This window comes from Fodinicola feengrottensis, from assembly GCF_010993775.1.
Classification (GTDB): Bacteria; Actinomycetota; Actinomycetes; order Mycobacteriales; family HKI-0501; genus Fodinicola; species Fodinicola feengrottensis.
This window is the reverse complement of sequence record NZ_WOTO01000018.1, coordinates 83,986-100,948: the sequence shown is the minus strand read 5'-3', so window position 1 is coordinate 100,948 and position 16,963 is coordinate 83,986. Positions and strand designations below refer to the sequence as shown.

At 67.1% G+C, this 16,963-nt stretch carries 23 protein-coding genes and 6 pseudogenes; 11 read left to right on the top strand and 18 right to left on the bottom strand.

Features of this window, described 5'->3' with window-relative positions; translation table 11 throughout:
• Positions 1–6 precede the first annotated feature (6 nt).
• The 6 genes and pseudogenes from GNX96_RS63995 to GNX96_RS52880 form a co-directional block, all read right to left on the bottom strand.
• Positions 7–420 (bottom strand): annotated as a pseudogene (locus GNX96_RS63995) (lysophospholipid acyltransferase family protein); the annotation flags it as partial.
• Between the two features lie 95 nt (positions 421–515).
• Entirely contained in the window at positions 516–1,004 is a 489-nt protein-coding gene (locus GNX96_RS52895; RefSeq protein ID WP_279580728.1) for a GNAT family N-acetyltransferase, read from the bottom strand.
• On the bottom strand, positions 979–1,296 hold the full coding sequence (locus GNX96_RS52890; RefSeq protein WP_279580727.1) for a GNAT family N-acetyltransferase: 318 nt from the start codon (positions 1,294–1,296) through the stop codon (positions 979–981). Before GNX96_RS52890 ends, GNX96_RS52895 begins: the two co-directional genes overlap by 26 nt.
• A 305-nt stretch (positions 1,297–1,601) precedes the next feature.
• On the bottom strand, positions 1,602–2,408 hold the full coding sequence (locus GNX96_RS18415) for a 2-hydroxyacid dehydrogenase (protein ID WP_279580726.1): 807 nt from the start codon (positions 2,406–2,408) through the stop codon (positions 1,602–1,604).
• The gene (locus GNX96_RS52885) at positions 2,401–2,532 is read right to left on the bottom strand and encodes a hypothetical protein (protein WP_279580725.1); all 132 of its coding nucleotides are present in this window, start codon (positions 2,530–2,532) and stop codon (positions 2,401–2,403) included. The genes GNX96_RS18415 and GNX96_RS52885 overlap by 8 nt, the downstream gene beginning before the upstream one ends.
• 104 nt (positions 2,533–2,636) lie before the next feature.
• Positions 2,637–2,981, bottom strand: a complete 345-nt coding sequence (locus GNX96_RS52880) for a carboxymuconolactone decarboxylase family protein (protein ID WP_279580724.1) — start codon at positions 2,979–2,981, stop codon at positions 2,637–2,639.
• A 327-nt stretch (positions 2,982–3,308) separates the two neighbouring features.
• On the opposite strand from GNX96_RS52880, the gene GNX96_RS18405 reads away from it, so the two are divergent.
• The 7 genes and pseudogenes from GNX96_RS18405 to GNX96_RS52870 all read left to right on the top strand — a co-directional run bounded on the left by GNX96_RS18405 (position 3,309) and on the right by GNX96_RS52870 (position 6,675).
• Complete coding sequence (locus GNX96_RS18405; protein ID WP_163569040.1) at positions 3,309–4,073, top strand: (2Fe-2S)-binding protein; 765 nt, start codon at positions 3,309–3,311, stop codon at positions 4,071–4,073.
• 70 nt (positions 4,074–4,143) lie between these two features.
• Positions 4,144–4,479 carry a TetR/AcrR family transcriptional regulator gene (locus GNX96_RS18400; RefSeq protein WP_163569039.1) on the top strand — a complete coding sequence of 112 codons (336 nt, stop codon included), beginning with the start codon at positions 4,144–4,146 and terminating at the stop codon, positions 4,477–4,479.
• On the top strand, positions 4,479–4,751 hold the full coding sequence (locus GNX96_RS18395) for a hypothetical protein (RefSeq protein ID WP_163569038.1): 273 nt from the start codon (positions 4,479–4,481) through the stop codon (positions 4,749–4,751). The genes GNX96_RS18400 and GNX96_RS18395 overlap by 1 nt, the downstream gene beginning before the upstream one ends.
• Positions 4,748–5,443: pseudogene (locus GNX96_RS18390) on the top strand (alpha/beta fold hydrolase); the annotation flags it as partial. The gene GNX96_RS18395 and the pseudogene GNX96_RS18390, both read left to right, overlap by 4 nt.
• Complete coding sequence (locus GNX96_RS63990; protein WP_390624052.1) at positions 5,349–5,630, top strand: alpha/beta fold hydrolase; 282 nt, start codon at positions 5,349–5,351, stop codon at positions 5,628–5,630. The pseudogene GNX96_RS18390 and the gene GNX96_RS63990, both read left to right, overlap by 95 nt.
• 38 nt (positions 5,631–5,668) lie before the next feature.
• On the top strand, positions 5,669–6,043 hold the full coding sequence (locus tag GNX96_RS52875) for an acyltransferase domain-containing protein (protein ID WP_313885697.1): 375 nt from the start codon (positions 5,669–5,671) through the stop codon (positions 6,041–6,043).
• Positions 6,010–6,675, top strand: coding sequence for an acyltransferase domain-containing protein (locus tag GNX96_RS52870; RefSeq protein ID WP_313885696.1), 666 nt, complete (start codon positions 6,010–6,012; stop codon positions 6,673–6,675). The genes GNX96_RS52875 and GNX96_RS52870 overlap by 34 nt, the downstream gene beginning before the upstream one ends.
• Position 6,676: 1 nt before the next feature.
• On the opposite strand, the gene GNX96_RS18380 is transcribed toward GNX96_RS52870, so the two are convergent.
• The 7 genes and pseudogenes from GNX96_RS18380 to GNX96_RS67255 all read right to left on the bottom strand — a co-directional run bounded on the left by GNX96_RS18380 (position 6,677) and on the right by GNX96_RS67255 (position 10,587).
• On the bottom strand, positions 6,677–7,552 hold the full coding sequence (locus GNX96_RS18380) for an LLM class F420-dependent oxidoreductase (protein WP_163569036.1): 876 nt from the start codon (positions 7,550–7,552) through the stop codon (positions 6,677–6,679).
• 65 nt (positions 7,553–7,617) lie between these two features.
• Positions 7,618–7,908: a hypothetical protein gene (locus GNX96_RS18375; protein ID WP_163569035.1), complete on the bottom strand. Its 291-nt coding sequence runs from the start codon at positions 7,906–7,908 to the stop codon at positions 7,618–7,620.
• Between the two features lie 74 nt (positions 7,909–7,982).
• Entirely contained in the window at positions 7,983–8,411 is a 429-nt protein-coding gene (locus tag GNX96_RS63985) for a hypothetical protein (protein ID WP_390624059.1), read from the bottom strand.
• A gap of 127 nt (positions 8,412–8,538) precedes the next feature.
• Positions 8,539–9,123 (bottom strand): annotated as a pseudogene (locus GNX96_RS63980) (MFS transporter); the annotation flags it as partial.
• A 29-nt stretch (positions 9,124–9,152) separates the two neighbouring features.
• A complete protein-coding gene (locus GNX96_RS18365) occupies positions 9,153–9,752 on the bottom strand; it encodes a TetR family transcriptional regulator (RefSeq protein ID WP_279580723.1) in 600 nt (199 codons plus the stop codon).
• Between the two features lie 30 nt (positions 9,753–9,782).
• The gene (locus tag GNX96_RS18360) at positions 9,783–9,926 is read right to left on the bottom strand and encodes an HAD family hydrolase (RefSeq protein ID WP_163569032.1); all 144 of its coding nucleotides are present in this window, start codon (positions 9,924–9,926) and stop codon (positions 9,783–9,785) included.
• A 19-nt stretch (positions 9,927–9,945) separates the two neighbouring features.
• Positions 9,946–10,587, bottom strand: coding sequence for an HAD family hydrolase (locus tag GNX96_RS67255; RefSeq protein ID WP_163569031.1), 642 nt, complete (start codon positions 10,585–10,587; stop codon positions 9,946–9,948).
• A gap of 119 nt (positions 10,588–10,706) precedes the next feature.
• Between GNX96_RS67255 and GNX96_RS18350 the strand changes: the two genes are divergently transcribed.
• The 4 genes and pseudogenes from GNX96_RS18350 (at position 10,707) to GNX96_RS63965 (ending at position 12,763) form a co-directional block, all read left to right on the top strand.
• Complete coding sequence (locus tag GNX96_RS18350; RefSeq protein ID WP_163569060.1) at positions 10,707–11,333, top strand: PadR family transcriptional regulator; 627 nt, start codon at positions 10,707–10,709, stop codon at positions 11,331–11,333.
• Complete coding sequence (locus GNX96_RS18345) at positions 11,320–11,916, top strand: FAD-dependent monooxygenase (protein ID WP_163569030.1); 597 nt, start codon at positions 11,320–11,322, stop codon at positions 11,914–11,916. The genes GNX96_RS18350 and GNX96_RS18345 overlap by 14 nt, the downstream gene beginning before the upstream one ends.
• Positions 11,913–12,332, top strand: a pseudogene (locus tag GNX96_RS52865) (FAD-dependent monooxygenase); the annotation flags it as partial. The gene GNX96_RS18345 and the pseudogene GNX96_RS52865, both read left to right, overlap by 4 nt.
• Positions 12,302–12,763 (top strand): aromatic-ring hydroxylase C-terminal domain-containing protein, encoded by a 462-nt coding sequence (locus tag GNX96_RS63965; RefSeq protein ID WP_390624051.1) that lies wholly within the window; start codon positions 12,302–12,304, stop codon positions 12,761–12,763. The pseudogene GNX96_RS52865 and the gene GNX96_RS63965, both read left to right, overlap by 31 nt.
• Positions 12,764–12,886: 123 nt before the next feature.
• Here the strand turns inward: GNX96_RS63965 and GNX96_RS18335 are convergent, their stop codons facing one another.
• The 5 genes and pseudogenes from GNX96_RS18335 to nuoN all read right to left on the bottom strand — a co-directional run bounded on the left by GNX96_RS18335 (position 12,887) and on the right by nuoN (position 16,944).
• Entirely contained in the window at positions 12,887–13,453 is a 567-nt protein-coding gene (locus GNX96_RS18335; RefSeq protein ID WP_279580722.1) for a Uma2 family endonuclease, read from the bottom strand.
• Positions 13,454–13,562: 109 nt separating this feature from the next.
• Positions 13,563–14,036, bottom strand: a complete 474-nt coding sequence (locus GNX96_RS18330; protein WP_163569028.1) for an SRPBCC domain-containing protein — start codon at positions 14,034–14,036, stop codon at positions 13,563–13,565.
• Positions 14,026–14,370, bottom strand: coding sequence for an ArsR/SmtB family transcription factor (locus GNX96_RS18325; protein WP_163569027.1), 345 nt, complete (start codon positions 14,368–14,370; stop codon positions 14,026–14,028). The genes GNX96_RS18330 and GNX96_RS18325 overlap by 11 nt, the downstream gene beginning before the upstream one ends.
• A 50-nt stretch (positions 14,371–14,420) precedes the next feature.
• Positions 14,421–15,420 (bottom strand): annotated as a pseudogene (locus GNX96_RS18320) (polyprenyl synthetase family protein).
• Positions 15,421–15,443: 23 nt separating this feature from the next.
• Positions 15,444–16,944, bottom strand: a pseudogene (gene nuoN / locus GNX96_RS18315) (NADH-quinone oxidoreductase subunit NuoN).
• Positions 16,945–16,963: the final 19 nt, after the last annotated feature.

Below are 16,963 nucleotides of genomic sequence, written 5' to 3'. Positions count from 1 at the left end.
GCCAGCGACCGCACCGCTGATCCGCAGCGCGCGGGCGACCCGCTCGACCGCGGCCGGCAGCGTGGACAGCTTGTCGCGGTCCATCCACACCGTGCCGGCGGCAGTCGCGATCGGACCGATCACCGGCCAACCGCGTACCCCACTTTTGGCCACGTGGCGGCATGGCTGAACAGCAATCATCGCGAGAATGTCAATCCAGGACGTGTGGTTGCCGACGTACAGCACCGCCTGGCCGCCGGGCCGAGCGAGCCGGCCGCGGATGGTCAGGGCAATTCCGAGACTGTGCAACAGAAGGCGGGCACCGATCCGGACAGCGGCCAGCCGGCGGCGACGGCTCAGAACCACCAGCAGCGGCGAAAACACAAAGCCACTGAGAATAAGCAACAACGCTGCCAGCAGCCGGCCGATCCGGCGGGGCATAGCCGCCTGCCGCGCGTTGGTCGCCGCCGGCAGGCAGCGACCAGGCTGGCATGGCGAATGCGGCGCCCATCCGGTCGGCGCCGGCCGCGGGTGGCTCATCGCAGACCGTCCACCAGGCGGCGCAGGTAGCGCGGGTTGGCCTCTTCGATGTCCAGCAACACAAAGAAATCGGCGGTGTGGAAATCCGGATCGTACGCCGGTGGGCCGCAGACTTTCGCGCCCAGCCTCAGATAACCGCGCAGCAACGGGGGCAGGCCCGCGTTACTCAGGGGCGGCACCCCGGCACCGACTTTCCACCGGTGGTGCGGAGTAACTCTGAGCTCAGGATCGCTGAGGTGCATTTCCCGCGCGGTTCCCCAGACACCGGCGGCGAGCAGCCCGCCGTCGTCCAGCGACACGGACGCACAGCCGGCCAGCCAGCGGCCGCCGGAGGTGACGAGATAGCGGGCGATGCCGGCCCACAGTAGGCCGATCACGGCGCCGTTGCGGTGATCCGGATGAACGCACGAGCGGCCCGCCTCGATCAGCGCCGGCCGGCATTTTTCCAGTGCTGTCAGGTCAAATTCGCCGTCCGAATAAAGCATGCCGGCGCGCGCGGCGGCTTCGGGCGGCAGCAGCAGCGGTAGGTCCCCCGACGATGGCCTCGCTGGCACGATGCCGGACCAACAGGTGGTCGCAGTACGCGTCGAAGTCATCAGCGTCGATGCCCGGCTGTCGGTCGGCGAGCGTCGCGCCCATTTCCAGCGCGAACACCTGGTGGCGCAGCCGCTGCGCCGCCCGTACTTCCAGCGGCTCCCGGGAAACCGTGACCTCGTAAGGAAAAGGCGATGGCGCGGTCGCGAGCGTGGACCCGCCCGGTTGCACGGCATTGAGCATGCTGATGTCTCCTGCCGGTCATGACAAATGTGGTCGAGACACTGCGGTCACACCTCATGGTCACGCCAGAAAGTGACAGCCTGGTCGTTTTCACATGGCTATCGGGTGTCCGTCAGGAAATCTTGGTCAAGCGCTCCGATCGGGCCGAAATCCCCGGCCGAATCGCCGACATTGCCACACCGCACGCTCGTACGACAGGGTACAGAACGCCAGCATAAGCGAGATCGCGCAGCACTGTATTCAAAGCAAAAGCAAATTCCTTCCGCATTGCCTAAACGCTGGACGAACGGGCGTTCACCAGCGATTCAGTTTCGCGGCACGAGATTGACCAGCTCCGCACCGGCCGCGAAGCGGCGCAGCTGATCGACGACGAACTTCTCCGCCCGCGGATAGAAAGTCGACGATCCGCCGCCGACATGCGGGCTGATCAAGACATTCGGCAGCGACCAGAGCGGATGGTCGGCGGGCAGCGGCTCCGGGTCAGTCACGTCCAGCGCCGCACGCAGCCGGCCGGAAGCGGTTTCCGTCAGCAATGCCTCGGTGTCGACGGTCGCGCCACGACCGACATTCACCACCAGTGCGTCGTCTGGCAGCATCGCGAGCCGCCGCGCGTCGAGGAACTTCGCGGTCGCCGGTGTGGACGGCAGGATATCCGCGACGATCGTCGCTTTTGGCAGCAACTCAGGCAAAGACTCCGGCCCGTAGATGTTCTCCGCGGGCCGCGGCCGGCTGGCTACCCGTACGACTTCGCATTCGCAGGCCAGCAATCGCCGCTCCAGCGCCGCGCCAATCGAGCCGTATCCGAGAATGACCACCACCGAGTCGGCCAGCGAACGGGTGAAATGCGGCGCCCAGTTCGCCTGCCGCTGGTTGTCCACCCAGTGCGGGATCTCACGCTGCGCCGCCAGCATCAGCCCGAGCGCGAGTTCGGCCGTACTCGCGTCATGCAGCCCACGTCCGTTGTGGAGCCGTACGTCCGGCCCGATCCGTCCGATCACCGCGTCGACGCCGGCCGTGAGGACCTGCAGAACCCGCAGCGACGGCAGCTTGTCCAGCAGCGCCAACGCGCCGGGCTTCGTGTACGGCATCACATACAACTCGACGTCATCCACGCCGTCCGTCCGGCGGCTCGCCATCCCCGTCGTAGACGTCAACTCTCAACCCGGCCGGCCACTGGCCGCCCATCCGGTCGCTGAGCTGCGCCCACGGCACCAGAACATGACGCGTCGAAGACATGGGACCACTCTAGGCGCCCCCACCCACGATCACCCTCTCCCCCCCATGCGGGGACTGCGGAGAGTGACGGGGTGAAAGGGCGGGCGGCGGGGAGCGAACAAGAGTCAGGGGGCGGAGGGAGCGGAGCGGCCGAAGGTGACCGCGGCCCGGACCCGCGGCGGCGTGAGCTCGGCGAGCTGCCGGTCCGGCACCGCCCCCAACGCCGCGTTGAGCGTCGAGAAGGCGAGCCGAAAAGCGATCCACGCCGTCGCCTCGAAGATCTCCCGGTCAGACAACCCGGCCTGGCGGAGAAGGTCGACGTCACCGTCAGTGGTGACATTCGGGTCCCGTACGACCTGCCGACACCAGCGTGAGAGCGCGGCTTCCCGGTCGGACAAATCCGCGTCGGTGCCGTCGATGACGGAGCTGGCGACCCCTCGTCCGCCAGCTCCGCCAATCGCCGCCCCCACGCCAGCGAGCAGTAGGCGTCGCCCCGCGCGGCCGCGGCAGCCGTCGTCATCACGGCCACCTCGCGCGTTGACAGGGACGACTCCGCAAGCAAGCCGGAACGTACGGCTTGGAACAGCGTCATCACGTCCGGACGCCAGCACCACACCCGCGTCAGATTGCTGATATATCCGTCAGAACCCAGATCGTCCGCGTAGGCCGCGGTCACCGGCGAACTCGGCGGCGGATCGGCCAGGAAGGACGCCTGCGTCATCATCGCCCCAGTTTCGAGCAGATCGGGCCGGTCCGGCCATCGCCTCTCCGGCCGCCGCGCCCGGGCCGAACGCCTCATGCGGCGCGTCCCCCGAACAGCCGAGTTAGAGTCCGGACACGATGGATGTCGCCGAGGTCTACGCCCCCTGACTGCCCGCCGCAGCGGCCCGCTGCCGGTCGCCGCCGCGGCCGGTGAGTCGCTGACGCCCGCCAGCGCCAGCACCGATCCGGCCTGGCTGGACCAGCAGATCGCGGCCGCAGCCAGCACATACCGCACCGCGGACGCGCGGGTGGCGGGCACGATGTGGTGGTACGCCGCGAGTTGGGCGATGCTGGCCGGCCCGCTGGCCACCCTGCTGGCGACCGGCTACCCGGTCGACCCCGCGCTGGACGCGACTTTCCTGCACGTACGCCCCGGCGGCCTCGTCAGCGCCACCCATTCCGTTCGTACGCTCGAAAAAGACGACTTGCCGGCCGCACTGCGAGAGCTTTTTCAGGACGTCATAACGGCAATTTGCGAGGTCACCAAGCAGCGCGACCGTCCATTGTGGGCGATCGCGGCCGACTCGCTGGCCACCCAGGCACTGGCTGCCGGCACCGCTGTCGGCGACATCGCCCGCGGGTCACAAGTCGCCGTCGAGATCGCCAGCGCGATCGGCGATCCGCTACCCCAGCCGAGATTCGTTGACATCCCGTACAAAAACCACGAAAGCTGCCAACGTTTCGTGCACCGAACATCCTGCTGCCTGATCTATCTCGTGCCAGGTAATGCCCTGTGCACCAGCTGCCCGCGCCGCTCAGCGCAGGATCGGGCTGCCCGGCTGGCCGACCTTATTCCCTGAGCGCCAGACGCAGGACATTAGTCCCTGATGACGCCTGGACAGTTTTGACCGATCGGTTTACCCTTGGACCATGCGGTCAACGGATAAGCGTACGTTCCTCGACGAGGCCCGGCGGGCCCAGATCGTCGCGTGCGCCATCGAGGTCATCGCCGAGAAGGGATACGCGAACGCCTCGCTCGCGCACATCGCCGCTCGGGCCAGTACGAGCAAAGGCGTGATCCTTTACCACTTCGCCGGCAAGGACGAGCTGATCGAGCAGGTCGTCGCCGAGGTGTTCAAGGTCGCGACAGCCGAGTTGGTGCCCAAACTTCAGGCCGAAACCACGGCTCGCGGGCACCTCCGGACGTATATCGAGGCGAGGGTTGGCTTTCTGGCCAAACCCATCTGGACCACATGCGAGCGTTGATGGACATCTGGCTGAGCTACCGCGGACCGGACGGCCGGATGGCGCTGGCCGGCGCGGGTGAGCCGACCCTGACCTCGATTGAGCGATTTCTGGTTCGTGGACAGAAAAGTGGCGAGTTTCGAGAATTCCCTGCCCGGCCGATGGCGGTGGCCATCAGCCAGGCCATCGACGGCGCCCTGCTGCAGCTCGTCGCCCATCCGGACCTTGACCTGACCGCCTTCGCCAGCGAGCTGGTGACCATTTTTGACCTGGCCACAAGGAGGAACCCATGACTGTCGAGAAAATCCGCCGAGGCACTGTGGAAATCGCGTACGAGTCGGTTGGCTCCGGCGAGCCGTTGTTGCTGATCATGGGCGCTGGCGGCTCGATGCGCAGCTGGCACCCGGATTTCGTACGAGCACTGGCCGATCGCGGCTTCCGGGTGATCCGGTTCGACAACCGGGACGCCGGCCGGTCCACTCGGTTCACCGACCGCGGTGCGCCCAACCAACTGAAGATGTGGCTGCGGCCCACATCCGAAGCCGCTTACACGCTGGAGGATATGGCAGCCGACGCTTTCGCCGTGCTGGACGCGAACGACTACCTGTCAGCGCACGTGGCTGGCGTCTCGCTGGGTGGCATGATCGCCCAGACGATGGCGATCGAGAAGCCGGACCGGGTGCGTACGCTCACGTCCATCAGCTCCGGGCCGTCCGGCAAAGTCGGCAAGCCGACCGCGGCGACGCTCATGAAGATTGTCAAAGTAGCAAAGAAGAAGATCACCAGCGTCGACGATTTCGTCGAATTTCAGCTGGGATTGGCCGCGATCGTCGGGTCGCCGGCCTATCCAGTGGACCAGGCTTTCGTACGGCAGGACAGCGAAGAAGCGTATGCGGACGGTTTCGATCTGGCCGCCAGCCAGCGCCAGACCGCCGCGGCCGCCGCTTCTGGCGATCGTCGGGAGAGACTTTCGCACGTACGCTTGCCCACTGATCATCCACGGCGAAGCCGACCCGATGGCGCGGCTGATCGCGGGTGTCGAGACCGCGAAGGCGATCCCGGGCGCGCGGCTGGTCACCTATCCGGGCATGGGCCACGACCTGCCCCGCGAGCTTTGGCCGTCGATGCTTGACCACCTCCGCGAGCTGGCGGACTCGGCAGTCGACGCCTGAGGTTGGGAGGCACGCCCTCGCCAGGATACGTTGGGGTTATGGCTGAAGGAGGGACCGTAAGGACGGTCGAGGAGCTGCTGGTCGACGGGGCGGCGACGAAGATCTGGCTGGCGCATCTCGAGGAGATCGGCGACCCGGACTTCGTCGTCGCACTGCCGGAGAACCTGGCTCCGACTCTGCTGGAGCTGGCCGTCCCGCACGAGGACATCGACATTCTCTGTGCGATGGCACCAAAAATGTGGGAGCGGCCACGGCTACGCTGGCTGTTGCGGCGCAGCATGCACTCCCTCGTACGCACGATGGGCGAGGTGCCGCGGCCGCGGCCCCTTGTTTCCCGAGCCCTGCCAAGGATGGCGATCCGCTCGCCCGCTACCTCTTCGTGTTCGTCTTCCTGGCCATCCTGCCGCACGTGAAGGCTTTCCATCTCGGCTTGGGAATCCCGGCCGAGATCAGCCGACTGACGCTGGCCGATCTCGGCCGCACGATGGCCGCCAACCGGCAACAGGACGGGGTTGGCGGGCTGCGTACGGTCGACTGGTTGATGTCGCATTTTCGTGGTGTGATCTATCAAATCGGGCGGCTGCAGTTTGAGCGGGCAACGCTGGGCACCCGGACCGGGAAAGCGGTCCAGGCGGCCGGTGAGCCGTTCGGCCCTGGGGATCTGACGCTCGCGGTCCACATTCCCTCCCGCTACGGCCCACTCACCCCGGCCGCCTGCGACGACTCTTTCCGCGCCGCTGGTGAGTCTTTCGCCCGCTATTTCCCGGACGAGCATTACCGGACCGCGGTGTGTCACTCCTGGCTGCTTGATCCGCAGCTCGCCGACTACCTGCCGGCGGACGCGAACATCATCCGCTTCCAACGCCGTTTCCAGCAGGCGTACCAACCTGAAGCCGATGACGCGACCACACAACTGTTCGTCTTTGGCCGTACGGACCTCACACTCGACGAGCTGCCGGGTGACACCACGCTGCGGCGAGCGGTGGCCGACCATCTGAAGGCCGGCCGCCACTGGCACGGCTCCGCCGGCTGGCTCGTCCTGTAACCTACCCGAGTTGGGCGACCCGGGGCGCGATCCGCTCGGCGAGCAGCTCCACATATTCCACCGGATGGCGGTCCGGGATCACCATCAGCTCGGTGAGGCCCAGTTTCGCGTATCTTTCGGCCTCCACCAGGAAAGCATCGGGATCATCCACGATCGGGCCACCATACATCGTGGACTTCTCGATCACGTCGTAGTCGCGGCCCTCGTTCGCGCAATGGTCCCGTAGCACGTTCAGTTTGTGAGCCGTGGCCTCATAATCCTTCGCCATCAGGTTGCAGTGATCCGCGTATCGGGCGGCCAACAGCAAAGTCTTCTTCTCACCCCCACCGCCAATCATGATCGGCGGCCGCGGCCGACCCAGCGGCGCCGGCACGCACAGCGTCTCCTCGAGCTGATAGTGCCGGCCGTCGTACGAACCGTTGTTGTCACTCCACATCTGCAGGCAGATCTGCAGGGTCTCCTCCAGCCGCTCGAACCTTTCCGCCACCGGAACCACCGGCACACCGAGGCCGCGCTGCTCCCGCTCGTACCAACCGGCGCCGATGCCCAGGAACGCGCGGCCGCCGGAAAGTACGTCAAGAGTGGTGACGATTTTGGCCAGCAGACCCGGATATCGGTACGTCACACCGGTGACCAGCAGGCCGAGCTGAATCTTTTTGGTCAGTGCGGCCACATATCCGAGCGTGGTGTAGCCCTCCAGCATGGGCAGGTCGGCCCGGCTGCCCGGTTTCCTTGCCATCGTGAAGTAGTGGTCCATCGGGAGGAACGAGTTCAGCCCCGCCTCGTCGGCGATCCGGGCCGTCTCGGCCAGCGTGGGCGCGATCCGCGCCGGGTCGTCGGGGATGGAGAACTTCAGGTAATGCAGGCCGAGCTTCACAGGCAAAACCTCCACGGAACCGTACGTACCAGCTGAAAGACGGTACGTCGAAGCGCTCGCTTCGGCTATTCCTGGCTCGGCTGGGCCGGCGAGGCGGCGATCTTCGCCCGAGCGTTCACCGAGGCCAGCCGGGCCGACGAGTCCGCACCGAGCTCTTCTTCCAGCGCCAAGTCGAAGTCCATCGACTCCAGCAACTCCAGCCGCCGGGTGGCCGCCGCGATCGTCTCGTCCGCGAGCCGCAATCGCCGCTCCACCGCCGCGAGATCGATCGTGCCGAAGTGCCCCGCCCGCGCCACCGGCTCCGCCGCGTCTTCGTCCTGCCGCAACTTTCCTCCCCCGGCCAACCAAGCCGTCATTCAACCACCTCGCCCGCACGGTCCACACAGGCAACCGCCGTACGTGCGTTGTCGCACAGGGTTAGTGGATGGGTTCAGTGCCTGTACCGGCGAGAGCGGGTCGGCGGCGGCCGGCGAGGGCGGTGGCAACGGCCAGCACGGCGGCGAGGGCCGCGGCGGCGAGCCCGACAAACGGCAAACGGAAGGACGGCGCTGCGGGCGGCGGCGAGCAGCGGCGCGATCATCAACCCGGTCGTGTAGGCGATGCTGTAGAGCGCGTAGGCGGCGCCGTACGCCGGTGGCGACTGCTCGTCGGCGATCCCGGAGATCAGCGCGATGGTCGGGACGAGGACCAGTTGCGAGCCGATCGCGACCAACACCAGACCGGCGCCGAGCATCCACAGCGCGGCGCTCATCGCGACGAGGACCAAGCCGCCGGCCGCGACGACCGCCGCACCCACTGCGGCCAACGCCGTACGTGGCACCTTGTCCGCGACGAAACCGCTGAGCGAGGCCGCGATCACGCCGGCCAGCACGGCCGCCGCGAAAAGCAGGCCGATGGTGTGTTGGGGTGCTGGCCGAAAAAGCGGCCGCGGCACGGAGCGGCAGGATCGGTTCCAGGAAGGCGATCAGCCCGGCGCCAAGCGCGGTCAGGCCGAACATCAGGCCGGTGGTCGGGTGCCGCCAGACCCGACCTGGACGCTCCGCTGGTACGTGTTCGCCATCGCGTACGAGCACCACCCGCGCCACCCCGTCCAGCAGGGCCACCGCCGCGGCCAGCATGAACGGCGCCCGAGTTCCCCAGTGATCGGCCAGAAATCCGCCGATCGCCGGGCCGAGCAGCACTCCCAACCCGCTCGCGGAAAGCGCCAAGCCCAGCGGTTTCGCCCTCTCGGCGGCCGGATAGACCGACGCGATCAGCGCGAGGCCGGCCGTCCACGACACCGCGGCCGCGACACCTTGCAGGGCGCGCGCCACCATCAGCGCCGGAAGTGCTTGTACGACAGCGAAAAGCACGGTCGAGCCAGCCAGCGCGAAGAGTCCGGCCAGCATCGGAACCCGATGACCCAGCCGGTCGACCAGCACCCCAGCCACCGGGGTGGCGATCACCATCGCGATCGCATAGCAGGCGAAAAGCACCCCGACGGCGGACGCGGATGCGCCGCTGGAGCTGGCGATTCGGGGCAACACCGGGATCGCGATGCCGTACACCAGCATGTCGGTTGCCAGCGCCACCGAGGTGACGATCAGGGCAGCGGAACGTTTCACAGCAGTCCTTCGAAAAAGTAGTCGACGGTGGCAGCCGGTTCGCCCAGCCGCGTCAACAAGACCGGGCTGAAGGCGGCCGAAACCGCGACCCCGTTGATCCAGGTGAGAATGCGGGCAGCGGCCCGCGCCGGGTGCGCACTGCCGGCCTCCGCACACACCGCCGCGATGCGGTTGGCCCACGCGTAAAGCCCGGCTGACTTGTCCGCCAGAGTGGCGTCGTCGAGCTTGCCTGGCGCTGCTGGATCGCTCGGGAAAACCATACCCACCACCAAAAGAGCACGAAAACGTTCGTCGTCTGTGCGTACGAGCCGGAGAAAGTCCAGCAGAAAGGCGCGCAGCCGTTCGGCTGGCTCGCCATCGGCGTCCAGCGCCGCCCACGCCTCGACGGTGACGCGGTCCCAGCCGGTCGACAGCGTGACCGCGTGCAACTGCGCCTTGTCGGCGAAATGGTGGTAAGCGGCGCCACGCGTCACGCCGGCGCGGGCCGCGATGTCGGCCAGCTTGGTGGCCTGGTATCCCCGCTCAGCGAACTCCAGAAGCGCCGCATCCAACAGCGCTTCTCGGGTCGCGGCGGCCTCGTCGGCGGTCCTTCGCATCACCGGTTAATCATACGTACATGCCTGTATCTAAAACAACCGCGTCTCTGACCAGGCCACCAGCGCTGACGCGAGCCCATCTTCCATGATCGTCCCAGTCACCGCGTCGGCCGCCGCGCGTACGAGTGGAGGCGCCTGCCCCATCGCCACGCCATGCGCCGCCCACCGCAACATCTCGATGTCGTTGTCGCCGTCACCGACCGACCGCGAGAGTCGCCTCAGCTCCCACGCCAAGGCGCACCCGGAGCCGCTCCAACGCGGCCCGCTTGGACACTCCGGCGGCGAACGCCACCATCCACGGCCGGCCCACGTCGAAACTCCCGTCCGCGCCCGGCAACCGGGTCGCGCCCAACTGGTCCACGACCTGGGCAGGCGACCGCGACGGCCACCAGGCGGTCAGCCGGCAAACCGTTTCGGCGATCATCTTTTCCAGCGGAGCAACGGTTAGCTCGCCGGTGAGTACGCCGAGCGGAAACTCGTCGCTGACCTGATGCCCCACGCCGATCACCTCGACGGCGAAAAGCGCGCCAGGCAGCACCCGTCGACGGCCTCCACCACCGGCCCGGCCGCGAACCGCTGGACCTCCACGGGCAGCCCAGTCTTGAGGTCGACCACGACGGCCCCGTTGGAGCACACGACATATCCCTGCGACAGCCCCAAATCGGCTATCACCCGCGATACCGAGCGCAGCGACCGGCCGGTCGGTCGCCAGCACCACGTGGTCGCCTCGCTCGACGGCTTCCCGCACGGCGAGCCGTACCGCCCGGCTCGGCGGATGCCGGCCGATGGTGAGGGTGCCGTCGACGTCCAACGCGACGAGAGATCCCGATGCCATCAGCGATTTCCTGTCGTCGTACGAGAAGGATTCACGTTACCTGCGCGTACGAGCGCCTGGAATTCACAGATGTCACCGGTTCTTGACATAGTCATAACATGACTAGTAAGTTCATGACTATGAGCAGCAAGCGTTCGACGTTGGGCCTGACCGTGCTGGGGACGCTCGCCGGGGAGCCGATGCACGCGTATCGGATCCAGAAGACGATCAAGGAGCATGGCAAGGACCGGGTGGTGAATGTCCGCCAGCGGGCCAGCATCTACCAGGCCATCGAGCGGCTGCTCCGGCTCGGGCTGATCGAGGTCCAAGCCACCGCGCGGCCAGACAGCCGGCCGGAGCGGACCGTTTACGCGATCACCGACGCGGGCATGGAAACGGCAAGGGAGTGGATTCACGAAATGCTGATCGCCACCGAGAACGAATTCCCGGAATTCCCGGTCGGTGTCTCTTTCATCATGGCCCTGACACCCGCGGAGGCGAAGCGGGACCTGCAAGCCCGAGCGGACGCGATTGCCATCCAGATCAACGAAATCGCCCCGTGGCTCGGCGGATCCGACGACGTGCCCCGACTGTATGTGCTCGAAGAGGAATACCGGCACGCGGTCTTGTCGGCCGAGCTGAAATGGCTTCGTACGGTGATTTCCGACCTGGAATCCGGCCGAATCACCTGGACTTGGGAGTGGCTGCAGGAAAACTACGCGGCCTTCAAACACAAACAAGGAGACACCGAAGATGGAGACCTTTGACGATCGCACACCGGTTCTGATCGCCGGCGGCGGCTTGGTGGGACTCGCCGCCTCGCTTTTCCTGGCCCGTCAGGGCATCCGATCACTGCTGGTGGACCGGCATCCGGGCGTCTCGATTCACGGCCGGGCTCGTGGCATCAACCAGCGGACCATGGAGATCTACCGGGCCTTTGGCATCGAAGCTGACGTACTCAAAGCCGGCGCTCCTTTTGACGACGAGGCCGGCGTGGCTCGATGCGAAACCCTCGCCGGGCCCTGGGAGTGGTTGTACGAGCAAGAGGCTCCGCGAGCCTGGCCGGATCTCACCGCCGGCGAATTCTGTATGGCGGACCAAAACACCGTCGAGCCGATCCTGATCGACGCGGCCGTCAACACCGGTGCCGTCCACCGCTTCAACACCGAGCTCCTTTCTTTCGATTCTGACGAAAATGGCGTCACCGCGCGAATTCAGGACCGGGTGACCGGGGAGCGCCGCACCGTACGCGCCGACTACCTGATCGCCGCGGACGGGAATCGCAGCCCGATCCGGGAAAAACTCGGCATCGCACGGCCGGACGCCTACACTTTCCTGCACTCTCGATGAATATCGTCTTTCGCGCCGATCTGTCGGAGTTCGTGCAGCGGCGGGCATTGTTCTGGATGATCGCAAACCCGGCGGCGGGCGTTTTCGGCGGACTGGTCAGCACCGCCGATCCGAGCCGGTGGCAACTGACCGTCTCGTACGACCCAAAAACCGAGTCGGAGGCCGATTTTTCGGACGAACGCTGCCTGCGACTCATTCGCGGCGCCATCGGCCGTGACGATGTGCCGGCGGAGGTGGAAAACGTGGCTTCCTGGGAGCAGGGCGTCGGGGTGGCCGAACGCTACCGGGACGGCCGCGTCTTCTTGGCCGGCGACAGCGCGCACACCTGGCCGCCGGCCGGCGCGCTGGGCGCCAACACCGGCGTGCAGGACGCCCACAACCTGGCGTGGAAGCTCGCGCACGTACTAAAAGGCTGGGCTCCCGCCGACCTGCTCGACTCGTACGAAGCCGAACGCCAGCCGCTCGCCGCCCACCTCGCGCCGGCGATCGTGCGCCACCAACAGGCCCGGATGAGCGGCGCCACCGAGCCCGAGGACCGCCCACCCAGATCCTGGACTATCGCTATTGGTCAGATAATCGCGAAATCCTCGCCCCACCCGGTGGCCGCGCGCCGCACTTGTGGCTCGGCCGCGACGGCGAGCGAATCGCCGTCCACGACCTGTTCCGCGACACGTACGTGCTGCTCACCGACTCCGACACCGGCCCGCTGCCGGACCTCAGCGCTCCGGTACGCATCTACCGCATCGGCCGGGACCTCATCGATCTCGAAACCCAGTGGCCCAGCCGCTACGGCTCCGGCTCGGCCCTCATCCGCCCCGACGGCTACATCGCCTGGCGCTCCACCTGATTCCCCCCCCCCCCCCCCCCCCCCCCCGAGGGTGACGTTCTGGGGATGTTTTGCCCCATTCTCCACCCCAAAACGTCACCCTCGTGGCAAAGATCAGCTTCCCGCGAGGACGCCGTGGAGGCGTCAGTCGACGACCAGGGCGGTGATGTCGATGTCCAGCGCGAACGGCTCGGTCGTCAGCAACCGACCTGTCACCGCAGGGGGGGCCTCGACATAGCCCTCGCCGGGGGCACCAAGATGGAACACCGTAATCGACGGCGCCGGCGGATCCAGGTCAACCACCCAGTAATGCGCAATCCCGGCCTCGGCATACTCGTACGGCTTCAAACGCAGATCAATCTTGCGCGAACCCGGCGAGATCATCTCGACCGCCAACACGACCTCGCTGGCCGGCAAACGTAAGGCCGTGTTGTCGAATCTCGCCACCAAAACATCGGGTTGCCGGACAGTGGCGGGCTCATGTTTCTCGACTATGACATCGAGATCCAGAATGGGCCGCCACCCCGGTGGCAGTTGGTCAGCCAGCTGTCGCGCCAGGGCGAACCCAGCCCACTGGTGGGCCACTCGTGGACTCGGGGACATGACGAGGACGCCCTCCTGCAGCTCGCTGCGACGGAACTCGTCGCCAGTGAGCGCGAAGAACTCATCCAAAGTCATCCGCTGTCCGGCATAACTCATCGGCAATGCCATGGCTTGGCTCCTCTCGGTCCCCACCAGCCTGGCGACATCACAGCCACCCTCATCAAAAACTTATCCACAGTATGCCGCTTTCGCCCCAACCGCCGTCCACAACCCATCGTCATCGAGCGACGCTTTCGGCGACGCTGGCGAGCTGCTTGGTGACCAGGCCCCAGCCTTCGGCGAAGCCGAGGTCCGCATGCCGGGCGCGGTCCGCTGGGTCGCCGTGCCGGACGATGATCCGGTAGTCCGTGCCGTCCGGGTGGTCGCCCAGCGTGATCTCGGCGGTCATCGGAACCGGTGTGGGCTTGGCGGGGCGCCAGGCGCTGTCGATCGCGTTCGTGAACACGATCCGCTCCAGCTCGTCCACGACCAGGAAGATCGCGTTGAGGTGCGGTACGAAGGCGACTCCGTCCTGGCTCATCTCGGTCACGAAACCGCCGCCAGGCCGCACCTCCAGGCGGTCGACGCGACAGGTCATCGGCGCCGGGATCCACCACTTGCACAGCCGGGCCGGATCGGTCCACGCGCTCCAGACCGCGGCGCGCGGAGCGCGGATGACCCGCTCCAGAGTCAGGTCGAGGTCAGGATTCATCGTTCTTCTCCCTCTGATCGGTGACGAAGCTTTCCAGCCGGTCGGTACGGGCTTCCCAGATCCGGCGCTGTTCCGCGAGCCAGTCATCCACCAGGGCGAGCCGCTCACGGCTGAGCACACACGTACGCACCCGGCCGGATTTGGCCGTACGAATCAGGCCGTTCGACTCAAGTGTTCGTACGTGCTTCATGAACGACGGAAGCGTCATCGGGAACTCGCGGGCGAGATCGCCCACGGTCGTCGGGCCGCGACCCAGGCGACGAATGACATCGCGCCGGGTCGGGTCGGCGAGGGCGACGAACAGCCCGTCAAGGTCGGCCGAATACTGTGCCATGAGGCTAAGTATGCGGAGACAAAACACTTAGCGCAAGGGCTAACTATTTCTCAGCCGGTACGGCCGACGACGACTTCGGCGAGCGACTGCAGGGTGGTCTTCGCCGGGCCTTCGGGCAGGCTCGACACGAGTGACAGTGACCGGTCCGCGTACGTACGAAGGGTCTGTCGGGCGGCGTCCATCGCGGGCGACTTGCGCAGCAGCTCGATCGCCTCGGCGACCTCGTCGTCCTCGGTCAACGGCCGGCTGATTAGCGAGCGCAGCCGGGCCTCAGCAGGATCCGACGACTGGAGGGCGTAGAGCACCGGCAGAGTCGGCACACCCTCGCGCAGGTCGGTCCCGGGAGTCTTGCCGGATTCGTCAGGATCCGCGTCGATGTCGAGCAGGTCGTCGGAGACCTGGAAGGCGACCCCGATCGTCTCGCCGTAGGTGGTCAGCGTCTTTACTACCTCAGCCGAAGCGCCGGAGAACATCGCCCCGAACCGCCCGGAGGTGGCGATCAGCGAGCCAGTCTTGTCGGCTAGTACGCCCAGGTAGTGCTCGACCGGGTCGACGCCGGGCAGCGGGCCGGCAGTCCCGGATCTGGCCGGTGACCAGCCGGGAGAACGTCCGGGACTGGATCCGGACCGCCTCCGGACCGAGGTCGGCGACCACGTCGGAGGCGCGAGCGAAAAGGTAGTCGCCGGTCAGGATGGCGACCGAGTTGGACCAGCGGGCGTTGGCGCTGGGGGCGCCGCGGCGTACGTCCGCCTCGTCCATGACGTCGTCGTGGTAGAGCGTGGCCAGGTGGGTCAGCTCGACGACCACGGCGGACTCCAGCACCGCCGGCAGCTCCGGGTCGCCGAACTGCGCGGCGGCCAGCACCAGCAGCGGCCGAAAGCGCTTGCCGCCGGCGTCCAGCAGGTGCGCCGCCGCCTCGTTGACCAGCGGGTCGGCGGCGCGTACGGCTTCGCGCAGCCGTTCTTCCACGGCGTCCAGGCCGGTCTTGATGGACGCCTCGAGCTCCGGATCGCTCAGCACGATCTCGGTCAGCGAAGTCGGGCGGCGCACCAAGGTCTAGCTCCTTATGAGCGTTATCGGACGAACGTCGCGGCCTGCGAGGCCAGGTCCAGCAGGGGCTGCGGCGCCACCCCGAGCAGCAGGGTGGCCAATGCGCCAAGCGTAAGCGATGCGGACGTGAACCCGCCCGGCACTGTGACAGTTGGCGCATCCGCGGCCGGCTCCGAGCCGTACATGAGCACGACCACCCGCAGGTACGGGAACGCGATGACGGCACTCGCCAGCACACCGAGGATCACCAGCGGCACCGCGCCGCCCCCGGCAGCCGCCGAGAACACCGCGAACTTGCTGGTGAAACCGCTGGTCAGCGGGATACCGGCGAAGGCGAGCATGAAGAAGGTGAAGATCGCCGCGAACAGCGGCGACCGCCTGCCCAGACCGGCCCACCGGGACAGGTGGGTGGCCTCGCCATCGGCGTCTCGTACCAGCATGACGATCGCGAACGCGCCAATCGTGGTGAACCCGTACGCGGTGAGATAGAACATCGTGGACGAGAGGCCGTCCTTCGTCAGCGCCACCGTGCCGGTCAGGATGAAGCCGGCGTTGGCGATGGACGAGTACGCGAGCAGCCGCTTGATGTCCGTCTGGGTGACCGCGAGCACCGCGCCGATCAGCATGGTCAGGATCGCGATCCCGATCATGATCGGCCGCCAGTCCCAGCGAGCGCCGGACAGCGCCACGTAGAACACCCGCAGGATCGCGCCGAAGGCCGCCACCTTGGTGCAGGAGGCCATCAGTGCGGTGACCGGGGTCGGAGCGCCCTGATACACGTCCGGGGTCCACGAGTGGAACGGCGCCACGCCGGCCTTGAAGAGCAGTCCGATCATCAGCATCGCCATCCCGAGCAGCAACAACAGCGGACTCCTCGGCGAGTTGCTCACCGCGGTGAAGATGTCCGCCAGCCGTACGCTGTTCGCATAGCCGTAGAGCAGCGCCACGCCGTACAGGAAGAACGCCGACGCGAAGGCGCCGAGCAGGAAGTACTTGACCGCCGCCTCCTGCGAGAGCAGCAGCCGCCGCCGGCGCGCCATCCCGCAGAGCAGGTAGAGCGGCAGCGACAGGACCTCGAGCGCGACGAACATGACCAGCAGGTCGTTCGCGGAGCAGAACAGCATCATGCCGCCGAGCGCGAACAGCGCCAGCGGGTAGACCTCGGTCTGCATGAACGGCGAGGCGGCCTGCGCGCGGTCCGACTCGGTGCCGGCGGTGACCGAGGCCTGCGCGGTGAACGCGCCGCCGGCCTCGGTCGTACGGTCCGCGGTCCGCCAGCAGCAGGATGCTCACGATACCCAGCACCGCGAGGCTGCCCTCCAGGAACAGCGCCGGGCCGTCGATGGCGACCGCGCCGGCGGCGGTGATCTCCGGAACCTCGGTGGTGCCCGCGTAGATGACCGCGACCAGCGACGCGACCAGCGACGCGAGCGCCAGGGTGACCTGGACGGGCTGTCGGACCGTACGCGGCAGGAAGGCCTCGAACAGGATCCCCACGCAGGCAGCACCGAACAGGATCAGCATCGGCAACAGGCCGATGTAG